Source organism: Cupriavidus lacunae, from assembly GCF_003353055.1.
Lineage (GTDB): Bacteria > Pseudomonadota > Gammaproteobacteria > Burkholderiales > Burkholderiaceae > Cupriavidus > Cupriavidus lacunae.
The window spans coordinates 65,016-87,683 of record NZ_QKWJ01000005.1 but is presented as its reverse complement, the minus strand read 5'-3'; the positions used below and the strand labels follow the sequence as shown (position 1 = coordinate 87,683).

Below are 22,668 nucleotides of genomic sequence, written 5' to 3'. Positions count from 1 at the left end.
ACGGGTTGATTAAGTAAAAGTACGCTCGTTCGATTTCGCTCCGATCCCGCTATACTGTGCGGTGCAACATAACCTCATGGAGACAAAGTCATGACGCGTGAAGTGGTGGTGGTGAGCGGTGTCCGTACCGCGATCGGGACCTTTGGGGGCGCCCTGAAGGATGTGGCGCCGGCAGAACTGGGCGCACTGGTGGTGCGCGAGGCACTGGCGCGCGCGCAAGTGTCGGGCGACGATGTCGGCCATGTGGTGTTCGGCAATGTGATCCAGACCGAGCCGCGCGATATGTACCTGGGCCGCGTCGCGGCCGTCAACGGCGGCGTGTCGGTCAACGCGCCCGCGCTGACCGTCAACCGCCTGTGCGGCTCGGGCCTGCAGGCCATCGTCAGCGCCGCGCAGACCATCCTGCTGGGCGATGCCGACGTGGCCATCGGCGGCGGCGCGGAAAGCATGAGCCGCGCGCCGTACCTGGCGCCGGCGGCACGCTGGGGTGCCCGCATGGGCGACGCGGGCCTGGTCGACATGATGCTGGGCGCGCTGCACGACCCCTTCCATCGCATCCACATGGGCGTGACCGCCGAGAACGTCGCCAAGGAATACGACATCTCGCGCGCGCAGCAGGACGAGGCCGCGCTGGAATCGCATCGCCGCGCCTCGGCCGCGATCAAGGCCGGCTACTTCAAGGACCAGATCGTCCCGGTGGTAAGCAAGGGCCGCAAGGGCGACGTGACCTTCGACACCGACGAGCACGTGCGCCATGACGCCACCATCGACGACATGACCAAGCTCAAGCCGGTCTTTGTCAAGGAAAACGGCACCGTCACCGCGGGCAATGCCTCGGGCCTGAACGACGCCGCCGCCGCCGTGGTGCTGATGGAGCGCGCCGAGGCCGAGCGCCGTGGCCTGAAGCCGCTGGCCCGCCTGGTGTCCTACGGCCATGCCGGCGTGGACCCGAAGACCATGGGCATCGGCCCGGTGCCGGCGACGAAGATCGCGCTGGAACGCGCCGGCCTGCAGGTGTCGGACCTGGACGTGATCGAAGCCAATGAGGCCTTCGCCGCGCAGGCTTGCGCGGTGACCAAGGCGCTCGGCCTGGACCCTGCCAAGGTCAACCCGAACGGCTCGGGCATCTCGCTGGGCCACCCGATCGGCGCCACCGGTGCCCTGATCACGGTGAAGGCACTGCACGAGCTGAACCGCGTGCAAGGCCGCTACGCGCTGGTGACGATGTGCATCGGCGGCGGGCAGGGCATTGCCGCCATCTTCGAGCGTATCTGAGGTTAGCCTTGCGCCTGGCTTTGCAGACGAAGACCCTTTGGACGCTCGGTCTGGCCGCCGCGCTCGCCCTGGCGAGCGCGGCGCAGGCCGGGCCGGCGACCGAGCTGTCGACCGGCCCGGTTAGCGTTGCGCCAGCGGCTGCATCGGCCGGCGGCGAAGGCCTGGGCATCAACCAGGCTATCCGTGATGGCGAAGCCCGGCGCGGCGCCTCGCTTTCCACTGGCGCGCCGAAACCGCTGGCGCCGCGGCCGGAATATGCGTCGCTGCCGGTCTATGTCGGCAAGGTTGGCGACCAGCCGGTGCGCTTGCGCCTGGGTCCCAAGCCCGACGAGCGCGACAGCGTGCGCGGCGAGTACGCCGGCCGTGGCGCCGGTGTGCGCCTGCTGGCCGGCGAGTGGGAAGACGGCGCCTTCCTGATGGAAGAGTCCGACGACGGCACGCGCGTGTCGGGCAACTGGGAAGGCAACATCGACGCCAGCGGCGCCGTGCGCGGCACCTGGACCGATGCGTTCAACCCGGCGATCGTGCTGCCGTTCTTCATCCGCCCGCTGGGCATGTTGGTGATTCCCCCGTTCGACATGACGCCCAACAGCGGCGTCACCTACGCGCCGCCGCCGCCGAAGTCCTCGATTTCCGGCTGGTAAGCCGCTTCGCGGTGCCTGCCGCCGCCATCGCCGGTGGCGCGGCCGGCATTTGCTGGTAAGCTCGAAGGCTCATCGAGTCTCATTCCTGACCGTTCCACCCCATTGCCTGAGTGACATCACCAGGCAGCGTGCGTGGCCGGCCAGCAGCCAGCAAGGAAACCGCCGTGTCCGATTCGCCATCCGACAAGCCCGCGTCCCCCGCCCATTACCTGCAAACCGTTGCGGTCCAGCCCGAGCTGGAGATTGCGCCCGGCTTTGCCTCGTTTTCTCCCGCCACGCACCGCGGCTCGACCGTGGTGTTCCGCAACCTGGCCGAACTGCGCGCACAGGGCGACGGCACCACCACCTACTGGCGCTATGGCCTGCACGCCACGCCGACCAGCGAGGCGCTGTGCCAGCACCTGGCGCTGCTTGAAGGCGCGCGCCACACGCTGCTGCAGCCGTCGGGTCTCGCGGCGATCTCGCTTGTCTACTTCGCGTTGCTCAAGAGCGGCGACGACGTGCTGGTGCCGCACAACGTCTACGGCCCCAACCGCGACCACGGCGAGTGGCTGGCACGCGAATTCGGTGTGACCGTGCGCTACTACGATCCGATGGACGCCGCCGCGGTGGCGGCGATGATCAGGCCCAATACGCGCCTGATCTGGATGGAGTCGCCCGGTTCGGTGACCATGGAAGTGCCCGACTGCGACGCCATCGTGGCCGTGGCCAGGGCGCGCGGCGTGCTGACCGCGATCGACAATACCTGGTCGGCTGGTATCTACTTCCGTCCGTTCGAGCGCGGCATCGATATCTCGGTGCAGGCGCTGACCAAGTATCAGTCCGGCGGCAGCGACGTGCTGATGGGCGCGGTGCTGACCTGCGACGATGGCCTGCACGACCGCCTCAAACGCACCCGCATGCTGATGGGCTGGGGCGTGTCCGCCGACGACTGCCACCTGGTGCTGCGCGGGCTGCCGAGCCTGCCGGTGCGCCTGGCCGCGCACGACCGCGCCGCCCGCGAAGTGGCCGAATGGCTGCACCAGCGGCCCGAGGTGGCACGCGTGCTGCATCCGGCGCTGCCGGATTGCCCCGGTCACGCCAACTGGCGGCGCGAGTTCACCGGCGCCAGCGGGCTGTTTGCCATCATCCTGCGTGCCCGCTATACGCGCCAGCAGGTGGATGCGTTCGTCGAGGCGTTGCAGCTGTTTGCCATCGGCTGGTCCTGGGGCGGGGCCCATAGCCTGGCCGTGCCCTACCACGTGCAGAGCATGCGCCCGGCGGGCACATGGCCGCCGGCCGGCTGGCAGGATACCGGCGAGCTGGTGCGGCTCTATATCGGCCTGGAAGACACGCGCGACCTGATCGCCGACCTGCGCCAGGCGATGGCGGCCACGCTCGCCGCTTAGGTGGTGCTAGGTCGGCTGTCTCAGCGCGAGGTTGAGCTGGTCGACGACTTCGGCCCAGTCGGCGTCGTCCAGCAGTTCGTCGCGCAGCAGCGTGGCCTGGGCGGGGGTCCAGAACGGTGCCTCGGCCAGCTCGATATCGTCGGGCAGCGGTGCATGCGTGCCGATGAAGCCGCGGATGCTGGCTTCGTCCGAGGGCAGGCCGAGTTGGGCGAACAGTTCGGAAAACTGATGGAAGGTCGATTCCATGGCGGTCGGCTCCGTGTTGTTGGCCTGAGGTAGTGTAGGGCAGCGGCCAGGCTGGCGTGCCCAGGAAACAAAAACGGACGCTGCTGCGTCCGTTTTGCATGCCGGGGCCGTGCGCTCAGGGCGTATCCGTGCCGGGTATCGTCCTGGCGCTCGCGGGCCTGGCGGCCTGGGCTGCCTGCAGCATCGCCCAGACCGACTCCGCCGGCCCGCTGTTGCCGCGGCCCGGGATCAGTGCGGGAACAGCGCCAGCAGGCCGTCCAGCCCGACATGGTTGAACGCGACGCTGGCCTGCGCGCGCACCACCGGCTTGGCCCGGAAGGCCACCGACAGGCCGGCTACGGCCATCATCTTCAGGTCATTGGAGCCATCGCCCATGACGATGGCCTGGTCCGGCGTGGCACCGATCTGGGCGCAGACTTCCTGCACGGTGCGGGCCTTGACGTCGGCATTGACGATCTCGCCGACCACATTGCCGGTCAGCTTGCCGTCGACGATCTCCAGCGTATTGGCGCGGGTCACGTCGAGCTTGAGCCGGGCCTTGAGCTTCTCGGTGAAATGCACGAAGCCGCCCGACACCAGCAGCGTGCGCAGGCCCAGCGCCTGCACGGTCTGCAGCATGCGCTCGGCGCCCGGCGACAGCCGCAGCCGCCCGTCATAGACGCGGTCCAGCACGCTCGCGTCCAGGCCCTTGAGCAGGGCCACGCGGCGGCGCAGGCTCTCGTTGAAATCGGTGATCTCGCCGCGCATTGCAGCTTCGGTAATGGCCGAGACCTCGGCCTTGAGGCCGCAGAAATCGGCGATCTCGTCGATGCACTCGATCGTGATCAGCGTCGAGTCCATGTCCATCGCCACCAGGCGAAAGTCGGACAGCCTGCGCCCCGCGGGCACCACCGCCCAGTCGATCGCGCGCGGGCCGCAGAAGTCATCCAGCGCATCGCGCAGCGCCGGCGTCAGCGGCGCGCAGTCCTCGGCGGCGGCCACGGTGTCGCTGCGCAGCACCAGTTCAGAGGCGCGGGCCAGGGTGCGGGCGGTGTCGAGGTCGGCGGCGGAAAGCGGGGCGGTGCTCTGGAGGATCAGGGGCATGACGAAAGAGGATCGGGCGCTTGCCAGGCTGGCGACACCAAGCTGGCGGCAAGGCGGGGGGCTGCAACGCGGCAAAACCGCTATTGTAGCCCCCCGCAGCGCGCCGGGCGAGCCGCTCAGCGCTGCGCCATCACCATGTAGTCCACGGTCAGGCTGGACAGCGCGCGCACGCCGTTGATCAGCGCCGGTTCGTCCACATAGAACTCGGGCGAGTGGTTCGACGGCGCCTTGGTCACATCCTGGCCCTTGGGCGTCACGCCGAGGTTGAAGAACAGGCCCGGCACCTTCTCCTGGTAGAACGAGAAGTCCTCGGACGCGGTCGCCTTGGGCGTGATCAACCAGTTGCCTTCGCCGGCCACGCGCTGCAGCGTGGGCGCCATCTTCTCGGTCAGGGCCGGCTGGTTGACGGTGGCGTTGTACAGCTCCACCACGCGGAAATTGGCCTCGGCGCCGGCGCTGGTGGCGATGGCCTCGGTGGTGCGCTTCATGCGGGCATGAATGTCCTTCTTCATGCCTTCGTCATAGGTGCGGATGGTGCCCATCATCTCGCCCTTCTCCGGCACGATATTCATGCGGTTGCCGCCATGGATGGCGCCCACGGTGATCACCGACGGCTCCAGCATGGCATTGACCTGGCGGCTCTGGATGGTCTGCAGGCCCATCACGATCTGCGACGCCACCACGATCGGGTCGATCCCGCCCCACGGCCGCGCGCCGTGGGTCTGGCGGCCCTTGACGTCGATCCAGAACTGGTCGGCCGCCGCCATCGACGGGCCGCTGCGCCAGCCCAGCTTGCCCGATTCGATGCCGCTGCTCACATGCAGGCCGAAGATCGCATCGACCTTGGGATTGTCCAGCACGCCCTCGGACACCATCTGCTTGGCGCCCCACATGTTGGAGCCATTGGGCTCGAAGTCGGCCGGGCTTTCCTCGGCCGGCTGGAAGATGAACTTGATCGTGCCGGGCAGCTGGTCCTTCATGCCGGCCAGCACTTCCGCGGTGGCCATCAGGATGGCGACGTGGGTGTCATGGCCGCAGGCGTGCATCACGTCCACTTCCTTGCCCAGGTACTGGCCCTTGGCCTTCGACGCAAACGGCACGTCCACGCGCTCCTTCACCGGCAGCGCGTCCATGTCGGCACGCAGCGCCACCACCGGGCCGGGCTTGCCGCCCTTGAGCACGCCGACCACCCCGGTCTTGGCCACGCCCGTCTTCACTTCCATGCCGAGCTTGCGCAGATGATCAGCCACCAGCGTGGCCGTGCGGGTTTCGTAGTTGCCCAGTTCCGGACGCTGGTGGATATCGCGGCGCCAGGCGATCAGCTGCTGCTCCACCGCCTTGGCGCGGGTCTCGATCTGTGCGTGCAGGGCGTCGGCGCTGGCCGGTGTGGCTGGCGCCTGGGCCAGCGCACTGTCGTATGGCAAGGCCGGCATCGGGCAAACGGTGTTTTAGCCATGCGCGAGCCGCTTGCGGTGAAAGTCGCTTGGGCGGTTCTTTGGGGAGGGGATGGCGGTGACGCCGTCCTCTTACCCGCTCTTTATTGTTGGTGTGATGCAGGCAGTGCTGAGGCCACGCCGGATAGCGTGGCCGGAAGGGCGCCGCGCCATGTGCCTTCGCCGGGCACACGGCGCGGCAGAGGGGATATCAGGCCGCCACGCGCAGGCTGTCGACGACTTTGTGCAGGAAAGCCTCGCAAGCCGCCAGCTGCTCCAGCGAAACAAACTCATCCGGCTTGTGCGCCTGCTGGATATCGCCAGGCCCGCACACCACGGCCGGAATGCCCGCGCGCTGGAACAGGCCGGCCTCGGTGCCGTAGGCCACCTTGTTTGTGTCGCGGTCGGCGGTCAGCGCGCGCACCAGCTGCGTGATGGCCTCCTGCTCGGCCACGTCGAGCGACGGCGCGGCGGCGATCTTGCTCAGCGTCAGGCCGGCATCGGCATGCTCGGCGCGCATCTTCGGCAGCAGCACGTCGTTGGCGTAGGCCTGGATGCGCGCATAGATGGCTTCCGGGTCCACGCCCGGCAGGTTGCGGAACTCGAACACGAACTCGCACAGCGCCGGGATGGTGTTCAGCGCGATGCCACCCTGGATGGTGCCGGTCTGCGCGGTGGTGTAGGGCACGTCGAAGGCCTGGTCGTAGGGGCCCTTGGCCTTGAACTCATCGGCGATGTCGCGGATGAAGCAGATCAGGCGCGCGGCGTATTCGATCGCATTGACGCCGCGCGGCGTCAGCGACGAATGCGCGGCCTGGCCCCTGACGCAGCAGCGGTAGGCGTTGATGCCCTTGTGCGCCACGATCACGCGCATGCTGGTGGGTTCGCCGACGATGCAGCCGCCGGGCGTCACGCCGCGGTCGCGCAGTTCGGCCAGCAGGTAGGGCGCGCCCATGCAGCCGATCTCTTCATCGAAGGACAGTGCGTAGTGCACCGGCTCGCGCAGCTTTGCCTGCAGGATGGCCGGCAGCAGCGACAGGCTGGTGCCGATAAAGCCTTTCATGTCGCAGGTGCCGCGGCCATAGAGCTTGCCGTCGCGCACCACCGGCTTGAACGGGTCGGTGGTCCAGTCCTGGCCGTCCACCGGCACCACGTCGGTATGGCCCGAGAACACGATGCCGCCGTTGGTGTCGCCGTTGGCGGCGGGCACGGTGACGAACAGGTTGGCCTTGTCTTGCTGCGGGTTGTAGCTCAGATGCGGCTTCAGCCCCTTGGCCAGGAAATGGTCGCGCACCGACTCGATCAGGCCCAGGTTGGAATGGCGGCTGGTGGTGTCGTACGCGACCAGCCGCTGGGTCCATTCAAGCGCGCTGCCGCGCGCGGCGGTTTCGGTGACGGGCTGGCGATGGGAGGCGGCGTGGGCGGGCATGGGGCGATATCACTAACTTGTTAAGGATTCGATGCTACACCCGGCCACGCGCTGCGTCCATGCAGGATACTAGGCCAGTTGCCGCAACGTATGCTTGATGGTCTGCGCGCGGATCGCCACGTCGGGCATCTTGGCCTCGATGCGCAGCTTGTCCTGCCCGGCCAGCTTGATATGGCGGTTCTTCTGCACCAGGTCGATGATGCGCATCGCGTCGATCGGCGGGTTGGGCACGAACTGCACGCTGATGCTGGCCTCGCCCGCGTCGATCTTGCGCACGCCCAGCGGCGCCGCGGCAATGCGCAGCCGGTGGGTTTCGACCAGCGCCTGTGCCTGCGCCGGCAACCGGCCGAAGCGGTCGATCAGCTCTTCCTGGATATCGTCCACGCGCTCCGCGGTCTCGCAGTTGGCCAGCCGCTTGTACAGCGACAGGCGCTCGTGCACGTCGGCGCAGTAGTCGTTGGGCAGCAGCGCCGGCGTGCCCAGGTTGATCTCGGTGGTGGCGGCCAGCGGCGCCATCAGGTCGGGCTCCTTGCCGGCCTTGAGCGCCTTGACCGCGGCGTTGAGCATGTCGGTGTAGAGCTGGAAGCCGATCTCGTGGATCTCGCCCGACTGCTTGTCGCCGAGCACCTCGCCCGCGCCACGGATCTCCAGGTCGTGCATGGCCAGGTAGAAGCCCGAGCCCAGTTCCTCCATCTGCTGGATCGCCTCCAGCCGGCGCTGCGCCTGCTTGGTCAGGCCTTCGACGTCATGCACCAGCAGGTAGGCATAGGCCTGGTGGTGCGAGCGCCCGACCCGGCCGCGCAGCTGGTGCAGCTGCGCCAGGCCGAACTTGTCGGAGCGGTGGATCAGGATGGTGTTGGCGGTCGGCACGTCGATGCCGGTCTCGATGATGGTGGTGCACAGCAGGATGTTGTCGCGGCGCGCGACGAAGTCGCGCATCACGCGCTCCAGCTCGCGCTCATGCATCTGGCCATGCGCGACGGCAATGCGCGCCTCCGGCACCAGCTCGGCCAGCCGCGCGCGCTTGTTCTCGATGGTCTCGACCTCGTTGTGCAGGAAGTAGACCTGGCCGCCGCGCTTGAGCTCGCGCAGGATGGCCTCGCGGATCACGCCATCTTCCTCGCGCCGCACGAAGGTCTTGATCGCCAGCCGCTTCTGCGGCGCGGTCGCGATCACCGAGAAGTCGCGCAGGCCTTCCAGCGCCATGCCCAGCGTGCGCGGGATCGGCGTGGCGGTCAGGGTCAGTATGTCGACCTCGGCGCGCAGGGTCTTCAGCGCCTCCTTCTGGCGCACGCCGAAACGGTGTTCCTCGTCGATGATGACCAGGCCCAGGCGCTCGAACCTGACCTGGTCGGACAGGATCTTGTGCGTGCCGATGACGATGTCGACGGTGCCTTCGTTGATCTGCTTGATGGCCGCGTCGATCTCTTTCTTGGTCTTGAAGCGCGACAGCTCGACGATGCGCACCGGCCATTCGGCAAAGCGGTCGGACAGCGTCTGGAAATGCTGCTCGGCCAGCAGCGTGGTCGGCGCCAGCATCGCCACCTGCTTGCCGCCCAGCACCGCGACAAAGGCCGCGCGCAGCGCCACCTCGGTCTTGCCGAAGCCGACATCCCCGCACACCAGGCGGTCCATCGGCTTGCCCGAGGTCATGTCGGCGATCACGGCGGCAATGGCGGCGGCCTGGTCCGGCGTTTCCTCGAAGCCGAAGCTCTCGGCAAAGGTCTCGTAGTCCTTGGGTGAGAGCGGGAAGGCAAAGCCCTCGCGCGCGGCACGGCGCGCGTACAGGTTGAGCAGCTCGGCCGCGGTGTCGCGGATCTGCTGGGCAGCCTTGCGCTTGGCCTTGTCCCACTGGCCCGAGCCCAGGTGGTGCAGCGGCGCGGTATCCGGGTCGGCGCCGGAGTAGCGCGAGATCACGTGCAGCTGGTGCACCGGCACGTACAGCTTGCTGGCCTTGTCGTAGTCCAGGTGCAGGAATTCCTCGTCGCCCTGGCCCATGTCGAGCGTGACCAGGCCCTGGTAGCGGCCGATGCCGTGCTCGCTGTGCACCACCGGGTCGCCGATCTTCAGCTCGGCCAGGTCGCGCACCATCGAGTCGACGGCGGAAGCCTGTTCCTGCTTGCGGCGTCCGGTGCGGCGTGCGGTGCCGGCATACAGCTCGGCCTCGGTGACAAAGGCGATTTGCCCCTGCGGCAGCGCAAAGCCGCTCTGCAGCGGCGCCACCGCGATCGAGAAATGCGAGTCGCCGGCCAGGAACGCGGCAAAGTCGTCCACCGGCTGCGGGCGCAGGCCGCTTTCGGCAAAGAGCTGCAGCAGCGTCTCGCGCCGCCCGGCCGAGTCGGCGCACATCAGCACGCGGGTCTGCTTGTCGAGCAGCAGCGCTTCCAGGTTGACCAGCGGGTCGTCGGCGCGGCGGTTGACCGCGACGTCGGGCAGGATGGCCGAGAACGCTGCCTGGTCCGCATTGGCCTCGGCCTGCAGCACCAGCCGCGCCATCGGCTTGGCGGCGACGAAGAACTGCTCCTCGGACAGGAACAGGTCCGCGGGCGGCAGCAGCGGGCGCTCGCGGTCGTGGCGCATGAAGTTGTAGCGCTGCGTGGTATCGGCCCAGAAGCGGCGGATGGCCTCGTCGACATTGCCGGCAAAGACGAGTTGCGTCTCGGCGGGCAGGTAGTCGAACACGGTGGCGCTGTGCTCGAAGAACAGCGGCAGGTAGTACTCGATGCCGGCCGACGGCACGCCGTTGCCAATGTCCTTGTAGATCGGCGACTTGGTCGGGTCGCCCTCGAACAGCTCGCGCCAGCGGCCGCGGAAGGCGGTGCGCGCGGCTTCGTCGAGCGGGAACTCGCGCCCGGGCAGCAGGCGCACTTCCTTGACCGGGTACAGGCTGCGCTGGGTGTCGGGGTCGAACGCGCGGATGGTCTCGATCTCGTCGCCGAACAGGTCGATCCGGTACGGCAGCGCCGAGCCCATCGGGTACAGGTCGATCAGGCCGCCGCGCACGCTGTATTCGCCGGGGCGCATCACCGCGCTGACGTGCTCGTAGCCGGCCAGCGTGAACTGGGCCTTGAGCGCGTTCTCGTCCAGGCGCTCGCCCTGCTTGAAGAAGAAGGTGTAGGCGGCCAGGAACGCCGGCGGCGCGAGCCGGTACAGCGCGGTGGTGGCCGGCACCAGCATCACGTCGCATTGCCCGGTCTGGATGTCGTGCAGCGTGGCCAGGCGCTCGGATACCAGGTCCTGGTGCGGCGAGAAGCTGTCGTAGGGCAGGGTTTCCCAGTCGGGCAGCAGGCGCACGCGCAGCTCCGGCGCGAACCAGGGGATTTCCTCGGCCAGGCGCTGGGCATCGACGGCATGGGAGCAGACCACGGCCAGCATCGGCGCGCGCTCGCGGTGCTGGCGCGCGTACGCGGCCACCGCCAGCGCATCGGCCGAGCCGCGCAGGCCGGCCACGCTGTGGCGCAGCCCCGGCTTGACCAGCGGCAGGTTGACAAAGGGGAAGGCGGGCTTGGCGTCAGGCATGTCGGCAGCGGGGCGTTCAAAACGACGACACCCCGCCGGCGTTGCGGGCGGGGGGCGGAACAGGGGATCTCAGGTGCCCATGGCGCCTGCCGCGTACGATAGCGCGGCATGGCGGCGGGCAAGGGCCGTATTATAGAATGCGCACCGGTTGTCCCGCTGACCATGCTGGCCGGCGGGCGCCCGCGCCTCTTTCACTCCACGCCGATCCTGTGTCCGCTCGCCGCTTTGCCCTGATTCCCTGTGCCGGTACCGGCAGCCGCGCCGGCGGTGCCGTGCCCAAGCAATACCAGACCGTGGCCGGCCGGCCGATGATCTGGTATGCGCTGGCGGCATTCTCGGCGTGCGACGCCATCAACGCCACCGCATTGGTACTGGCGCCCGACGACATGCCGCTGGAATCGCGCTTCGGCGCGGCCGCGTTTGCCGGGCTGCGCTTCGACACCGCCTTTGTCGGCGGCGATACCCGCCACGCCTCGGTGCTGGCTGGCCTGCACCACCTGGCGCAGCTGGGCGCGACCGACAGCGACTGGGTGCTGGTGCACGACGCCGCGCGCCCGGGCCTGACCCCGGCGATGATCCACGCCCTGGTGCGCGCAGTGGAAAGCGACGGCGACGACGATCCGGACGCTGCCATCGGCGGCATCCTGGCAGTGCCGGTGCCCGATACGCTCAAGCGCGCGCAGGACGATGCCCGCATCGGCGCCACGGTGCCGCGCGAAGGGCTGTGGCAGGCGCAGACGCCGCAGATGTTCCGCCTCGGCGTGCTGCGCCAGGCGCTGCAGGACGCCATGGCGGCGGGCGCGGTGGTGACCGACGAGGCCAGCGCGATCGAGCGCCTGGGGCTGCATCCGCGGCTGGTCAACGGCTCGCTGCGCAATTTCAAGGTGACCTACCCGGAGGACTTCGCACTGGCCGAAGTGCTGCTGGGCAACGACGGCAAAGGAGCCTAATCGCATGATGCCTTTCGATATCCGCGTGGGACAGGGCTATGACGTCCACGCACTGGTGCCCGGCCGCAAGCTGATCCTGGGCGGGGTCGAGATCCCGCACGACCGCGGCCTGCTGGGCCATTCCGATGCGGACGCGCTGCTGCACGCGGTCACCGACGCGCTCTTCGGCGCGGCCGCGCTGGGCGATATCGGCCGGCATTTTCCCGACACCGACCCGCAGTTCGCGGGGGCCGACAGCCGCGCGCTGCTGCGCGAGGCCGCGCGCCGCGTACGCGCGGCGGGCTATGAAATCGGCAATGTGGATGCCACGGTGATCGCGCAGGCGCCCAGGCTGGCGCCGCATATCGGTGCGATGGTGGCCAACCTGGCGGAAGACCTGGGGATTGCACCCGGGCGTTGCAACGTCAAGGCCAAGACCAACGAGAAGCTGGGCTTCGAAGGGCGCCAGGAAGGCATCGTGGCCCAGGCCGCGGTGCTGGTCTGGCGCGCCTCGGTGGCGGACGTGCAGGACTGAACTAGGCGCGCGGGGCGTCGGGCGCCGGCGCGCTATCCGGCGTGATGGCGTAGGTGTAGTCGATCAGGCGGGCCATGGCGCCGCTGCGCGCGCCGGCTTCGGTACGCTTGGCGAAGCCCATCTGCTGACACAGCCGGTTGGCCGATGCCATTTCCGGCATCGTACGCACCACCAGCGTGGGCGCGCCGATATCGCGTGCGCGTTGCACGCAGATCTGCATCAGGGTGCGGCCCAGGCCCAGGCCGCGCGCCTGCGGGCTGACCGACAGCAGCCGCGCTTCCGGCTGGGTCAGGGTGATGGTGCTGCCGTCCAGTGCCGGCAGCGTGGCGCCCGGATGGCAGAACAGCACGGCGCCCATGATGCCGTGATCGGTTTCCGCCACCCACCATTCCATGTCCGGATGGCTGGTCGCCAGCACCGCCTGCATGCCGCGCTGGAACGACGCGCGGCAGTCTTCCATGATGGCCAGCTCATATTGGCCGTAGGCTTGTTGCGTGACGGCGGCGATGTCGCCCCAGTCATGCACCGCCGCGAGGCGGTAGTGAAAGCGGGGAGAAGTCGGCGAAGGCAGGGTCATGGCAACCTGAAAGTGCGTGTACTGCCTGGATTGTAGGCCGATCGACGCACGTGTGCAGCCCTGGTGCGGGGCGGTTGCAGGATGGGAACAGCCGGCAATTCCCGATGGGAAGCTGCCGGCTGCTGTGCTACGGCCGCCGTGGCAGGGCTTACTGCGCGGCGATCACGTTGGCGGCCGCCACGATCACGGCGGCGATGCGGCCGACGTCGCGCAACTGCTGCGCGGTCATGCCCTGTTCGTTCTTCAGCAACTGGTAGTGCGACTTCACGCAGAAGTGGCACTTGCCCACGATCGAGGCGGCCAGCGCGTACATCTCGAAACGGCGCTTGTCCACGCCGCCATGGGTAGCGTAGGCGTTCATGCGCAGGCCGGCCGGCTGGGTGGCCAGGTCGGGATCGTCGGCCATTTCGACGTACGGGTACCAGGTATTGTTCATGCCCATCAAGGCGGCCGCGGTCAGCGCGCCATTGGTTTCCTCGGGCGACAGCACGCCGGCATTGCGGATGGCATCCACCAGCACCTTGCTCTGCGCCGCGAAGGCCGCCGCCAGCGCCACGCCCACCGCATCGTTGCCTTCCAGCGACGAGCGCGCAATGGTGCCGTCCACGTTCAGGCGGATGTCCTTGGCGAAATCGGGGATGAGATTCTTAATCGTGCTGAGGAATTCCATTTATTTCTCCTATCGATCGGGGCTCAAAAAACCCGCGCGAGCGGGTTTTGATGCGGAGGGCAGGGCCCTCCGCGAATCGCCACAGTGTCTGGCGACTGACAGCAAATTACAGCGTGGCGCCACCAACGGCACGGTTGCACGGGCACAGCTCGTCCGTTTGCAGGCCGTCCAGGATACGCAGGACTTCTTCCGGGTTGCGGCCAACGTTCAGGTTGTTCACCGACACGTGCTGGATCACGTTGTCCGGGTCGACGATGAAGGTCGCGCGCAGGGCAACGCCGGCAGCGCGGTCACGCACGCCCAGCTGGTCGATCAGCGAACCGGTCACGTCGGCGAATTGCCACTGGTTCAGCTTGTTCAGGTCCTTGTGCTCGCGGCGCCATGCCAGCTTGACGAATTCATTGTCGGTCGAGCCGCCCAGCACGATCGCGTCGCGGTCGGCGAAGTCGCCGTTCAGCTTGGCGAAGGCCACGATTTCGGTCGGGCACACGAAGGTGAAGTCCTTCGGGTAGAAGTAGATGACCTTCCACTTGCCTTCGAACGACTTTTCGGTGATGTCTTCGAAAGCCGACTGGCCGTTCTCTTCGTGATTGTTGAAACCCGGCTTGACACCGACGACGTGGAAGGCTTCGAGCTTGTCACCAACGGTCTTCATAGACTTTCTCCTGATACGGTTGCAATGAAAGCGGTGCGGCTGCAGCGCTGCCGGCGTGGGACCGGGACTGGACTTTGCTGCAATGCACCGCGACAAAACGTGATTATGCGTCATCATCCGGCACGGGGGCTAATTGATATTCTCAAACAGCCCGATAGGCACAAGGCATGTGGCGCATAGGAGCGGCCCCTCATGACTGGGTCATGCGGAAGGCCGAGTATGCCATGCGCGATGGGCCCGCTTATGGCAAGTTGGTGACGATTGCCGCGAAATCAAGCCGGATGCAGCACAGCCCCCGCGCGGCGCGCGCGGAAAATCACCAGCGTGGCGACCAGCCCGCACAGCGCAGCGAACATCAGCCACAGCCCCGGTGCCGCCTTGTTGCCGGTGGCGTGGATCAGGTAGGTCGAGATCGCCGGGGTGAAGCCGCCAAACAGCGCCGTGGCCAGGCTGTAGGCCAGCGAGAAGCCGGTGGTGCGCACGGCGGGCGGCATGATCTCGGTCAGCGCCACGACCATCGCGCCGTTATAGCTGCCGTACAGGAACGACAGCCACAGCTCGACCATCAGCAGCCGCGAGAACGACGGCTCTGCCACCAGCCACGACACGGCAGGGTAGGCGGTCAGCAGTGTCGCCACGGTGAAGAACACCAGCAGCGGCTTGCGCCCGATGCGGTCCGACAGCGCGCCCATGAGCGGCAGCCAGATAAAGTTCGACAGGCCCACGCACATGGTGACGATCAGGTTGTCGGTGTCGCCCAGCTTCAGCACGGTCTTGCCGAAGGTCGGCGTGTACGCGGTGATCATGTAGAACGACACCGTGGTCATCACCACCATCATGCAGCCGGCCAGGATGATGCGCCAGTTGTCCAGCATCGAGCGGTAGATCTCGCTGATGGCGGGGCGGTGCTTGCGCGCCTTGAAGGCTTCGGTCTCTTCCAGCGAGCGGCGGATCAGGAACAGGAACGGCACGATCAGGCAGCCGACCAGGAAGGGAATGCGCCAGCCCCATTCGTCCATCTGCGCCGGCGCCAGCGTGGCATGCAGGATCACGCCCAGCAGGCCGGCAAAGATCACCGCCACCTGCTGGCTGCCCGACTGCCACGCGACATAGAAGCCCTTGCATCCGGGCTTGGCGATTTCCGACAGGTAGACCGAGACCCCGCCCAGTTCCACGCCCGCCGAGAAGCCCTGCAGCAGGCGCCCGGCCAGCACCAGCAGCGGCGCGGCCACGCCGATGGTGGCGTAGCCCGGCACGCAGGCGATCAGCAGCGTGCCCAGGGCCATCAGCACCAGGGTCATGATCAGGCCCTTGCGGCGGCCATGGTGGTCGATATACGCGCCCAGCACGATCGCGCCCAGCGGGCGCATCAGGAAGCCCGCGCCGAAGGTGGCGAGCGAGAGCATCAGCGAGGCGAACTCGTCGCCGCTGGGGAAGAACGTCCTGGCGATGGCGGCGGCGTAGAAGCCGTACACCATGAAGTCGTACATTTCTAGGAAGTTGCCGCTGACGACGCGGAACACGGTGCGGAACCCGTGCTGCGAGCCGGAGGTGGCTGCGGAGGTATCTGACATGGCTGTCTCTCAGTCACCGCCGGTGGGGCCGGCGGCATGATTTTTTCGGAGAAGTCAGCCAGGCGCGCGGGCCGCGCCGTGAGGGGAAGGATCGCCGCGGGCCTGATGACGGGGGCCAGTGTGCGCCGAGCCCCTGTCATTGCCCTGTCAAATGCCTTTCAGAAGGCTATCAACGGCTGTCGATAACCTGTCAAAGTGCCTGGCAGGCGCCCGATATGACCGATCAGGCGCGCCGGAAGCACGCGCTGACCACCAGCCCCGTGGCCGGGGCGGCGCGGTTGGCCAGCAGCAGCCGGCCGCCGTTGCGCTGCATGATGCGGTTGACGATGGACATGCCCAGCCCGGCGCCCTTGGCCTCGCTGCGCGCGCTGTCGAGCCGGTAGAAGGGCCGCGTGAGCAGCGACAGCTGGCCGTCGGGCACGCCGACGCCGTGGTCGGCCACCGTCAGCACCGCCTCCTTGTCGTCCACGCGCGTGGAGATTTCCACCACGGCCATGCCGCTCTGCTCGTCCTTGGCATAGCGGCGCGCGTTCTCGACCAGGTTGTCCAGGATGCGCTGCACTTCCATGCGGTTGGCCACCGCCATCACCGGCGCGTTGGCGCGCACGTGCACGCGCACGTCGTCGTGCGCGGCATAGACGCCCACGGCATCGTGCACCAGGGCCGACAAGTCCACCGGCTCGACGGTCTCCAGCGGCGGGCGCGCATAGTTGAGGAACTGGCCGATGATGGCGTCCATCTGTTCGATGTCGGCGATCATGGCGTCGCGCGTGATGCCGTCCATCGGTGACATCTCGGTTTCCAGCCGCAGCCGCGTCAGCGGCGTGCGCAGGTCGTGCGAGATGCCGGCCAGCATCACCACGCGGTCGTCGTCAAGCTGGCGCAGGTCGCGCACCATCTGGTTGAAGCTGTGGTTGGCCAGCGCCACTTCGCTGGCGCCGTGCTCGGGCAGCGGCGGCGGGTCGCCGCCGGCGCCGATGGCGCGCGCGGCGTTGGCCAGCCGCTTGAGCGGGTAGTTGACGCGCGCAGTGATAAAGGCCGCGCCGATGATCGACAGCAGCAGCGCGGCAATACTCCACCACAGCCACTGGATGCCGGGCACGCGCTCGAAGCGCTCGGGGCTGATCGCCACCCAGTAGTCATCGCCCTCGATCTCAAAGCTGACCCACACGCCTGGAATGTCGTTGACAGTGGTGGCCAGCACCGTGTCTTCGCCCAGCCGGCCGCGGATCTCCTGCTGCACCAGCGTGGTCAGGAACGGGTTGGCGGTGGGCGCGGCGAAGTCGTCGTCCTTCTCGCGCGGATAGACCTTGATGCCTTCGTTCTGCACCAGGTCGAGCAGCAGGAAACGCCGCCGCGCGGGGTCGGAATAGAGCAGCGCGGCGCGCGTGAGCTTGACCACGCTGACCACCTGCATGGCGATCTGCTGCGCGCGCGGGGCGCGTTCGAACAGCCGGTAGCTCTGGAACCAGATGCCCAGCGAGATTGCCAGCAACAGGGCGATCAGCATGAAGGTCCGCCAGAACAGCGAACCAAAGAACCGCGTTGCGGTACGGCCGATTACGGTCGCCACGATAGGAACAGCGGCCGCAATCGGTTATTTCACGCCATCGGGGATGAAGACGTAGCCCAGGCCCCACACCGTCTGGATAAAACGGGGGTTGCTCGGGTCCGGCTCGATCAGCTTGCGCAGGCGCGAGATCTGTACGTCCAGGCTGCGGTCGAACACTTCGTATTCACGGCCGCGCGCCATTTCCATCAGCTTTTCGCGCGACAGCGGCTGGCGCGGGTGGCGGGCAAACACCTTGAGCACCGAGAACTCGCCGGTGGTCAGCGTGATTTCCTCGTCATTCTTGGTCAGCGTGCGCGTGGCCAGGTTCAGCACGAAATCGCCGAAGGCGAAGGTTTCGGGCGTTTCCGACGGGGCGCCGGGCACTTCGGCCGGGCCCTTGCGGCGCAGCACCGCGTGGATGCGCGCGATCAGCTCGCGCGGGTTGAACGGCTTGGGCAGGTAGTCGTCGGCGCCCATCTCCAGGCCGACGATGCGGTCCACGTCCTCGCCCTTGGCGGTGAGCATGATGATCGGGGTCTGGTCATTGGCCCCGCGCAGCCGGCGGCAGATCGACAGGCCGTCTTCGCCGGGCATCATCAGGTCCAGCACCAGCAGGTCGAAACGCTCGCGCAGCCAGAGCTTGTTCATCGCGGTGGCGTTTTCCGCCACCAGCACGGTAAAACCCTGTTCGCCCAGATAGCGGCGCAGCAAATCGCGCAGACGCGGGTCATCGTCGACGACAAGAATCTTGTGGCTGGTATTTTCCATGGCGGTATCTTAGCGACTATCGCTTTCGCTCAAAATGGCTTAACAAAACGTTACATACTTTACCCCGTGGTATGGCAGTGTGCACCAATCGTGCGATTACACTGCGCAATCCGTCTTTTTCGGCGCCACGCGCGGCAGATTTCCGCGCATTTGCACCGACGATCCACTGCTCCGACCAGCCTGCCCAGCCCGCGCTGGCGCGATGCTTGCAGAGGGTGCGGCGCCTGACGGGGTACCGGAATTCCAGGCTTCAGGGCAGTCCAACCACTGTTTTTTCCCGAAGCCAAAACCGCCATTATCAATGAAAGTGAACCGAACCCGGCACGGGCATCCGCAGCAAGGTATCGTCGGCGCATGCCTTGCGCTGGCGCTGTGCATGCCGGCCGGGACGGCACTGGCGCAATCGGCAGGTATGGCCAACCTGCTCAAGCACCATCCCTCGAGCCAGGCCAGCGATCCTGGCAACGGCCAGCGCGAGGCCCGGGCCCGTGCCGAACGCCACCGCGCCGAGCAGCGCGACGCCGAGCGCCGGCGCGTGGACGACCGCAGCAGCTCGCGCCTGTCGCCGGACGAGCGCCGCAAACTGCGCAAGAACCTCTACGACTTCGGACGCGATATCTACCAGGGCGGCTAATTCGTTCTTTTCGTGCTTCGCTCCATGGTACGCCACTGTGGCGCTTAGCCGCGGGGCTGGAAGTGCCGCAGGAAGTCCACGAAGACCTCCGCCGCCAGTTGTGCATCCTCCGCCGTGATCGTTTCCAGCGGATTGTGGCTGATGCCGCCGTTGCCGCAACGCACGAACAGCATGGCCACATCCGTGATGCGCTGCATCATCATGGCGTCATGTCCGGCGCCGGAGGGCAGCTCAAATGCCCGCAGCCCGCGCTTCTTCAGCACCGCCCCGAACTGGTCCATCAGCCAGCGCGCGCATGGCGCGTTGTTGACCGGGGGCACGCGCTCTACCTGCGCGCTCAGCCCGCGCCGTTCCGCGATCTGGCCGATGCCGGCGACGATATCGGCGATGGCGGCCTCGCGGATGCCATCCTCGCCGGCACGAATGTCCATCGAGAAAGTGCAGGCCGCCGGGATGACATTGCCCGACCCGTTGGGCACCTGCAGCTGCCCCACCGTACCGACCAGCGTCGGCGCCGCCGCGCAGCGCTGCTCCACCAGCAGGATCATCTCGGCAGCGCCCGCGGCGGCGTCGCGGCGCATGCCCATCGGCGTAGTGCCGGCGTGGCTGGCCAGGCCTTCGACCCGCACCGTGAAGCGGCTGCTGCCTGCGATCTGCGTGACCACGCCCAGCGCCAGGCCATGGTGCAGCAGCACCGGGCCCTGTTCGATATGCACTTCGACAAAACCCAGCAGCGACGCCGGATCGATCGCCGCGTCGCGCAGGGCTTGCAGGTCGCCCGCGCCGGGCAGGTCCGATGCCGCCAGCGCTTCACGCAGCGTGATGCCGTCAGCGTCCTGGCGCTCCAGCAGGGCGGGATCGAAGCGGCCCGCCAGCACGCTGCTGGCCAGAAAGCTGGTCTTGAAGCGCAGGCCTTCCTCTTCGGCGAATCCCACCACCTCGAAGTGATAGGGCAGGCGGATACCGGCCTGGTTGAGGGCGCCGACCACCGCAATCGGCAGCAGGATGCCAAGCCGGCCGTCATAGCGCCCGCCATTGCGCACGGTGTCGAAGTGCGAGCCGGTCATCAGCACGCGTGCGTGGGGCACGGCGGGGTCGGCCGCATAGCGGCCGATGACGTTGCCGATGGCGTCGATCCGCACCTGCATGCCGGCCGCCGCCATCCACTGCGCAAGCTGGCCTTGCGCGGCGCGGTGGGCCGGGGTCAGGTAGGCGCAGGTCAGGCCGCCTTCCATGTCGGAGAAACGGGCGAGCTGGTCGGCGTGGGCGAGGATGGTGTCGCCGAGGGAAGCGGGGGTCTGCGTCATGGCGGTACGGCTCGGGACGGGTCGAAGAGAGGGGAAAGGGCGGCGGCAGGGCGCTAGCTGTTGCGCACCCAGGTCTTCCAGGCGATCCACAGCTTGCGCAGCGGCGTCAGCGCGATGCGCTGGTGCAGCACCTGGAACTGGCTGGCTTCCAGTTCGTCGAGCAGCGCATGGTAGATCGCGCCCATCAGCAGACCGGCACGCTGGGCGCGGCGGTCCTGCTTCGGCAGCAGCGCCAGCGCCTCATGGTACAGCGCGCGGGCACGGCCGGCGTGATACTGCATCAGCGCGACAAAGCGCTCGGAGTGCTGGCCCTTCAGGATTTCGGAGGCCGGCACCTGGAACTGCTGCAGCGTGTTGACCGGCAGGTAGATGCGCCCGCGCCGGGCGTCTTCGCCGACATCGCGCAGGATATTCACCAGTTGCAGCGACTGGCCGAGCTTTTCCGCAAAAACCAGCGTCTGCGGTTCGGTGTAGCCGAACAGCCGCGCGCTGAGCGTGCCGACCACGCCGGCCACGCAGTGGCAGTAGCGGGCCAGGCCGGCTTCGTCCAGGTAGCGGGTCTGGGTCAGGTCCATCTCCATGCCTTCCAGCACCTCGGCCATCTCGGCCTGGCTCAGGCCAGCGCCGGCCACGTGCGGCTGCAGGGCCTTGGTGGTCGGATGGGTCGGCGCGCCATCGAACAGGCGGCGCAGTTCGGCGCGCCACCAGTCCAGCTGCTGGTGCGCCAGGCCGGCGTCATGGCTGTCGTCGACCACGTCGTCGACCTCGCGGCACCACGCGTACAGCGCGGTGATGGCGCGGCGGCGCTCGGCCGGCAGGAACAGGAAGCTGTAATAGAAGCTCGAGCCGCTCTGGGCGACTTTCTCTTGGCAATACTGATCGGGCGTCACGCCGGTCTCGGGTCGAAGATATGGGGGGGAAGCGCCAGGGAGGGCTACGGCAGCGGCGCGCCGGATTGTAGCATCGCGCCAGGCGGGGTATGGTCGCGCATGCGGAAGCGCCGTCAGCGCAACTCACCGGCCAGGAACGACATCTGAGTGTTCATTCCAGCCGTTTCGTCGCCTGCCGTTTGACGCACCCCGGGGTCGTCGCTATATTACTGACCGGCAAGTTATTTATTGCCGGCGCCGGCTTCCGGCGGCCCGTCCGCCAGCCCGTCGGGTTCTCCGGCACAGGGCCGGCACAAGGGCTGCGGTCACCGGCCGGTCTCGTCAGTTGTTCCCATCCGATTCGTTGCCTACCGATGCCAGTGCTTTGCCAAGTGCCGGAAGTTGCGGCTGCAGATATCCCTGTCGTTACGATGCCGCCGCGCCGCACCGGCCCTGGCATGATCGTGGCCGCACTTTTGACCGCCGGCATGCTTGTCCTGGCCGGTTGTGGCAAGAAGGCCGAGCCGGCGCCGGAGGTCCGCCCGGTGCGCCTGATGCAGCTGAGCCCGCACAGCGGCAAGACCGCCTTCGAGTTTTCCGGCGACGTGCGCCCGCGCGTGGAGTCGCGCCTGGGCTTCCGCGTGGGGGGCAAGATCGCCGCCCGGCTGGTGGATGTGGGTGCGGTGGTCAGCAAGGGCCAGCCGCTGGCGCGGCTGGACCCAACCGACCTGTCGCTGGCCGAAGCCGGCTCGCGCGCCCAGTTCGAGGCTGCGAAGACTGACCGCGACCTCGCTGCCAGCGACCTGAAGCGCTACAACGACCTGTTCGCCAAGGGCTTTATCAGTGCCGCCGAGCAGCACCGGCGCCAGGCCACCTACGACGCCGCCGAATCGCGGCTGCGCCAGGCCCAGGCCGGGCTGCGCAGCCAGTCCAACCAGACTGCCTATTCTGTACTGCATGCCGACGCCGACGGGGTGGTCACGGCCATCGATGCCGAGGTGGGCCAGGTGGTCACCCCGGGCCAGCCGGTGGTGCGCGTGGCGCAGACGGCGGAGAAGGAAGTGGCCATCGGCCTGCCCGAAGACCAGGTCGACCTGCTGCGCGGCATTACCGACGTGACCATCCATACCTGGGCCGAGCCGCAGCGCACGCTGCCCGGCCGCGTGCGCGAGATTGCCGCCGCGGCCGACCCGGTCACCCGCACCTATGCCACCCGCGTGACGGTGCCGAACCCGCCCGCGGACCTCAAGCTCGGCATGACCGCCGTGGTGACCTTCATGCGCACCGGCGCCACCCCGGCGATCCGGGTGCCGCTGACCGCGCTCTTGCAGGAGCAGGGCCGCAACCAGGTCTGGATCTATGACGCCGCGGCCAGCACGGTGAAGCCGGTGGCGGTGACGCTGGGCGAGGCCATCGGCAACGAGGTGGAGGTGCGCCAGGGCCTGGCGCCGGGCCAGACCATCGTCACCGCCGGGGTCCACCTGCTGCGCGCGGGCCAGAAGGTGCGTCCGCTGCAGACGGTCGCGCCTGCCGCAGGACCTGCATCGGCCCCGGCCGCCGCCCCGAAGCAGGGGTGAGCGG

General features: G+C 67.9%; 20 protein-coding genes. 7 read left to right on the top strand and 13 right to left on the bottom strand.

The window, feature by feature from the left end; translation table 11 throughout:
• Positions 1-90 precede the first annotated feature (90 nt).
• From bktB to DN412_RS06620, 3 genes are all read left to right on the top strand, one after another.
• Positions 91-1,275, top strand: coding sequence for a beta-ketothiolase BktB (gene bktB, locus DN412_RS06630; RefSeq protein ID WP_115013782.1), 1,185 nt, complete (start codon positions 91-93; stop codon positions 1,273-1,275).
• An 8-nt stretch (positions 1,276-1,283) separates the two neighbouring features.
• Positions 1,284-1,919, top strand: coding sequence for a hypothetical protein (locus tag DN412_RS06625; RefSeq protein ID WP_115013781.1), 636 nt, complete (start codon positions 1,284-1,286; stop codon positions 1,917-1,919).
• 164 nt (positions 1,920-2,083) lie between these two features.
• Positions 2,084-3,307, top strand: coding sequence for a cystathionine beta-lyase (locus DN412_RS06620; protein ID WP_115013780.1), 1,224 nt, complete (start codon positions 2,084-2,086; stop codon positions 3,305-3,307).
• A gap of 6 nt (positions 3,308-3,313) precedes the next feature.
• Here DN412_RS06620 and DN412_RS06615 read toward each other — a convergent pair whose 3' ends face one another.
• The 5 genes from DN412_RS06615 to mfd all read right to left on the bottom strand — a co-directional run bounded on the left by DN412_RS06615 (position 3,314) and on the right by mfd (position 11,017).
• Positions 3,314-3,553: a DUF2789 domain-containing protein gene (locus DN412_RS06615; protein ID WP_115013779.1), complete on the bottom strand. Its 240-nt coding sequence runs from the start codon at positions 3,551-3,553 to the stop codon at positions 3,314-3,316.
• Between the two features lie 228 nt (positions 3,554-3,781).
• Complete coding sequence (gene serB, locus DN412_RS06610; protein WP_115013778.1) at positions 3,782-4,636, bottom strand: phosphoserine phosphatase SerB; 855 nt, start codon at positions 4,634-4,636, stop codon at positions 3,782-3,784.
• A gap of 116 nt (positions 4,637-4,752) precedes the next feature.
• On the bottom strand, positions 4,753-6,060 hold the full coding sequence (locus DN412_RS06605; RefSeq protein WP_425267402.1) for an amidohydrolase: 1,308 nt from the start codon (positions 6,058-6,060) through the stop codon (positions 4,753-4,755).
• A 220-nt stretch (positions 6,061-6,280) separates the two neighbouring features.
• Positions 6,281-7,498, bottom strand: coding sequence for an acetylornithine deacetylase (argE, locus tag DN412_RS06600; RefSeq protein WP_115013777.1), 1,218 nt, complete (start codon positions 7,496-7,498; stop codon positions 6,281-6,283).
• A gap of 69 nt (positions 7,499-7,567) precedes the next feature.
• Complete coding sequence (mfd, locus tag DN412_RS06595; protein WP_115013776.1) at positions 7,568-11,017, bottom strand: transcription-repair coupling factor; 3,450 nt, start codon at positions 11,015-11,017, stop codon at positions 7,568-7,570.
• 209 nt (positions 11,018-11,226) lie between these two features.
• Here mfd and ispD point away from each other — a divergent pair, with 209 nt between their 5' ends.
• Together ispD and ispF are read left to right on the top strand one after the other, a co-directional pair.
• On the top strand, positions 11,227-11,967 hold the full coding sequence (ispD, locus tag DN412_RS06590) for a 2-C-methyl-D-erythritol 4-phosphate cytidylyltransferase (protein WP_018311415.1): 741 nt from the start codon (positions 11,227-11,229) through the stop codon (positions 11,965-11,967).
• A 4-nt stretch (positions 11,968-11,971) separates the two neighbouring features.
• Positions 11,972-12,481: a 2-C-methyl-D-erythritol 2,4-cyclodiphosphate synthase gene (gene ispF / locus DN412_RS06585; protein ID WP_115013774.1), complete on the top strand. Its 510-nt coding sequence runs from the start codon at positions 11,972-11,974 to the stop codon at positions 12,479-12,481.
• A 1-nt stretch (position 12,482) separates the two neighbouring features.
• On the opposite strand, the gene DN412_RS06580 is transcribed toward ispF, so the two are convergent.
• The 6 genes from DN412_RS06580 to ompR form a co-directional block, all read right to left on the bottom strand.
• Positions 12,483-13,058: a GNAT family N-acetyltransferase gene (locus tag DN412_RS06580; protein ID WP_115013773.1), complete on the bottom strand. Its 576-nt coding sequence runs from the start codon at positions 13,056-13,058 to the stop codon at positions 12,483-12,485.
• Between the two features lie 148 nt (positions 13,059-13,206).
• A complete protein-coding gene (locus DN412_RS06575) occupies positions 13,207-13,728 on the bottom strand; it encodes a carboxymuconolactone decarboxylase family protein (protein WP_078196041.1) in 522 nt (173 codons plus the stop codon).
• Between the two features lie 106 nt (positions 13,729-13,834).
• Positions 13,835-14,383 carry a peroxiredoxin gene (locus DN412_RS06570; protein ID WP_115013772.1) on the bottom strand — a complete coding sequence of 183 codons (549 nt, stop codon included), beginning with the start codon at positions 14,381-14,383 and terminating at the stop codon, positions 13,835-13,837.
• A 272-nt stretch (positions 14,384-14,655) separates the two neighbouring features.
• Positions 14,656-15,957, bottom strand: coding sequence for an MFS transporter (tcuC, locus tag DN412_RS06565; protein ID WP_115013771.1), 1,302 nt, complete (start codon positions 15,955-15,957; stop codon positions 14,656-14,658).
• A 223-nt stretch (positions 15,958-16,180) separates the two neighbouring features.
• The gene (locus tag DN412_RS06560; RefSeq protein ID WP_078196044.1) at positions 16,181-17,530 is read right to left on the bottom strand and encodes a sensor histidine kinase; all 1,350 of its coding nucleotides are present in this window, start codon (positions 17,528-17,530) and stop codon (positions 16,181-16,183) included.
• Positions 17,531-17,554: 24 nt separating this feature from the next.
• A complete protein-coding gene (gene ompR, locus DN412_RS06555) occupies positions 17,555-18,277 on the bottom strand; it encodes an osmolarity response regulator transcription factor OmpR (RefSeq protein ID WP_010810107.1) in 723 nt (240 codons plus the stop codon).
• A 301-nt stretch (positions 18,278-18,578) separates the two neighbouring features.
• Between ompR and DN412_RS06550 the strand changes: the two genes are divergently transcribed.
• On the top strand, positions 18,579-18,911 hold the full coding sequence (locus DN412_RS06550) for a hypothetical protein (RefSeq protein WP_115013770.1): 333 nt from the start codon (positions 18,579-18,581) through the stop codon (positions 18,909-18,911).
• A 44-nt stretch (positions 18,912-18,955) separates the two neighbouring features.
• On the opposite strand, the gene DN412_RS06545 is transcribed toward DN412_RS06550, so the two are convergent.
• Complete coding sequence (locus DN412_RS06545; protein ID WP_115013769.1) at positions 18,956-20,218, bottom strand: Zn-dependent hydrolase; 1,263 nt, start codon at positions 20,216-20,218, stop codon at positions 18,956-18,958.
• 53 nt (positions 20,219-20,271) lie between these two features.
• Entirely contained in the window at positions 20,272-21,108 is an 837-nt protein-coding gene (gene hpnD / locus DN412_RS06540; protein ID WP_115013768.1) for a presqualene diphosphate synthase HpnD, read from the bottom strand.
• Positions 21,109-21,518: 410 nt separating this feature from the next.
• Between hpnD and DN412_RS06535 the strand changes: the two genes are divergently transcribed.
• Complete coding sequence (locus tag DN412_RS06535) at positions 21,519-22,664, top strand: efflux RND transporter periplasmic adaptor subunit (RefSeq protein ID WP_115013767.1); 1,146 nt, start codon at positions 21,519-21,521, stop codon at positions 22,662-22,664.
• The last annotated feature ends 4 nt before the right edge of the window (positions 22,665-22,668 follow it).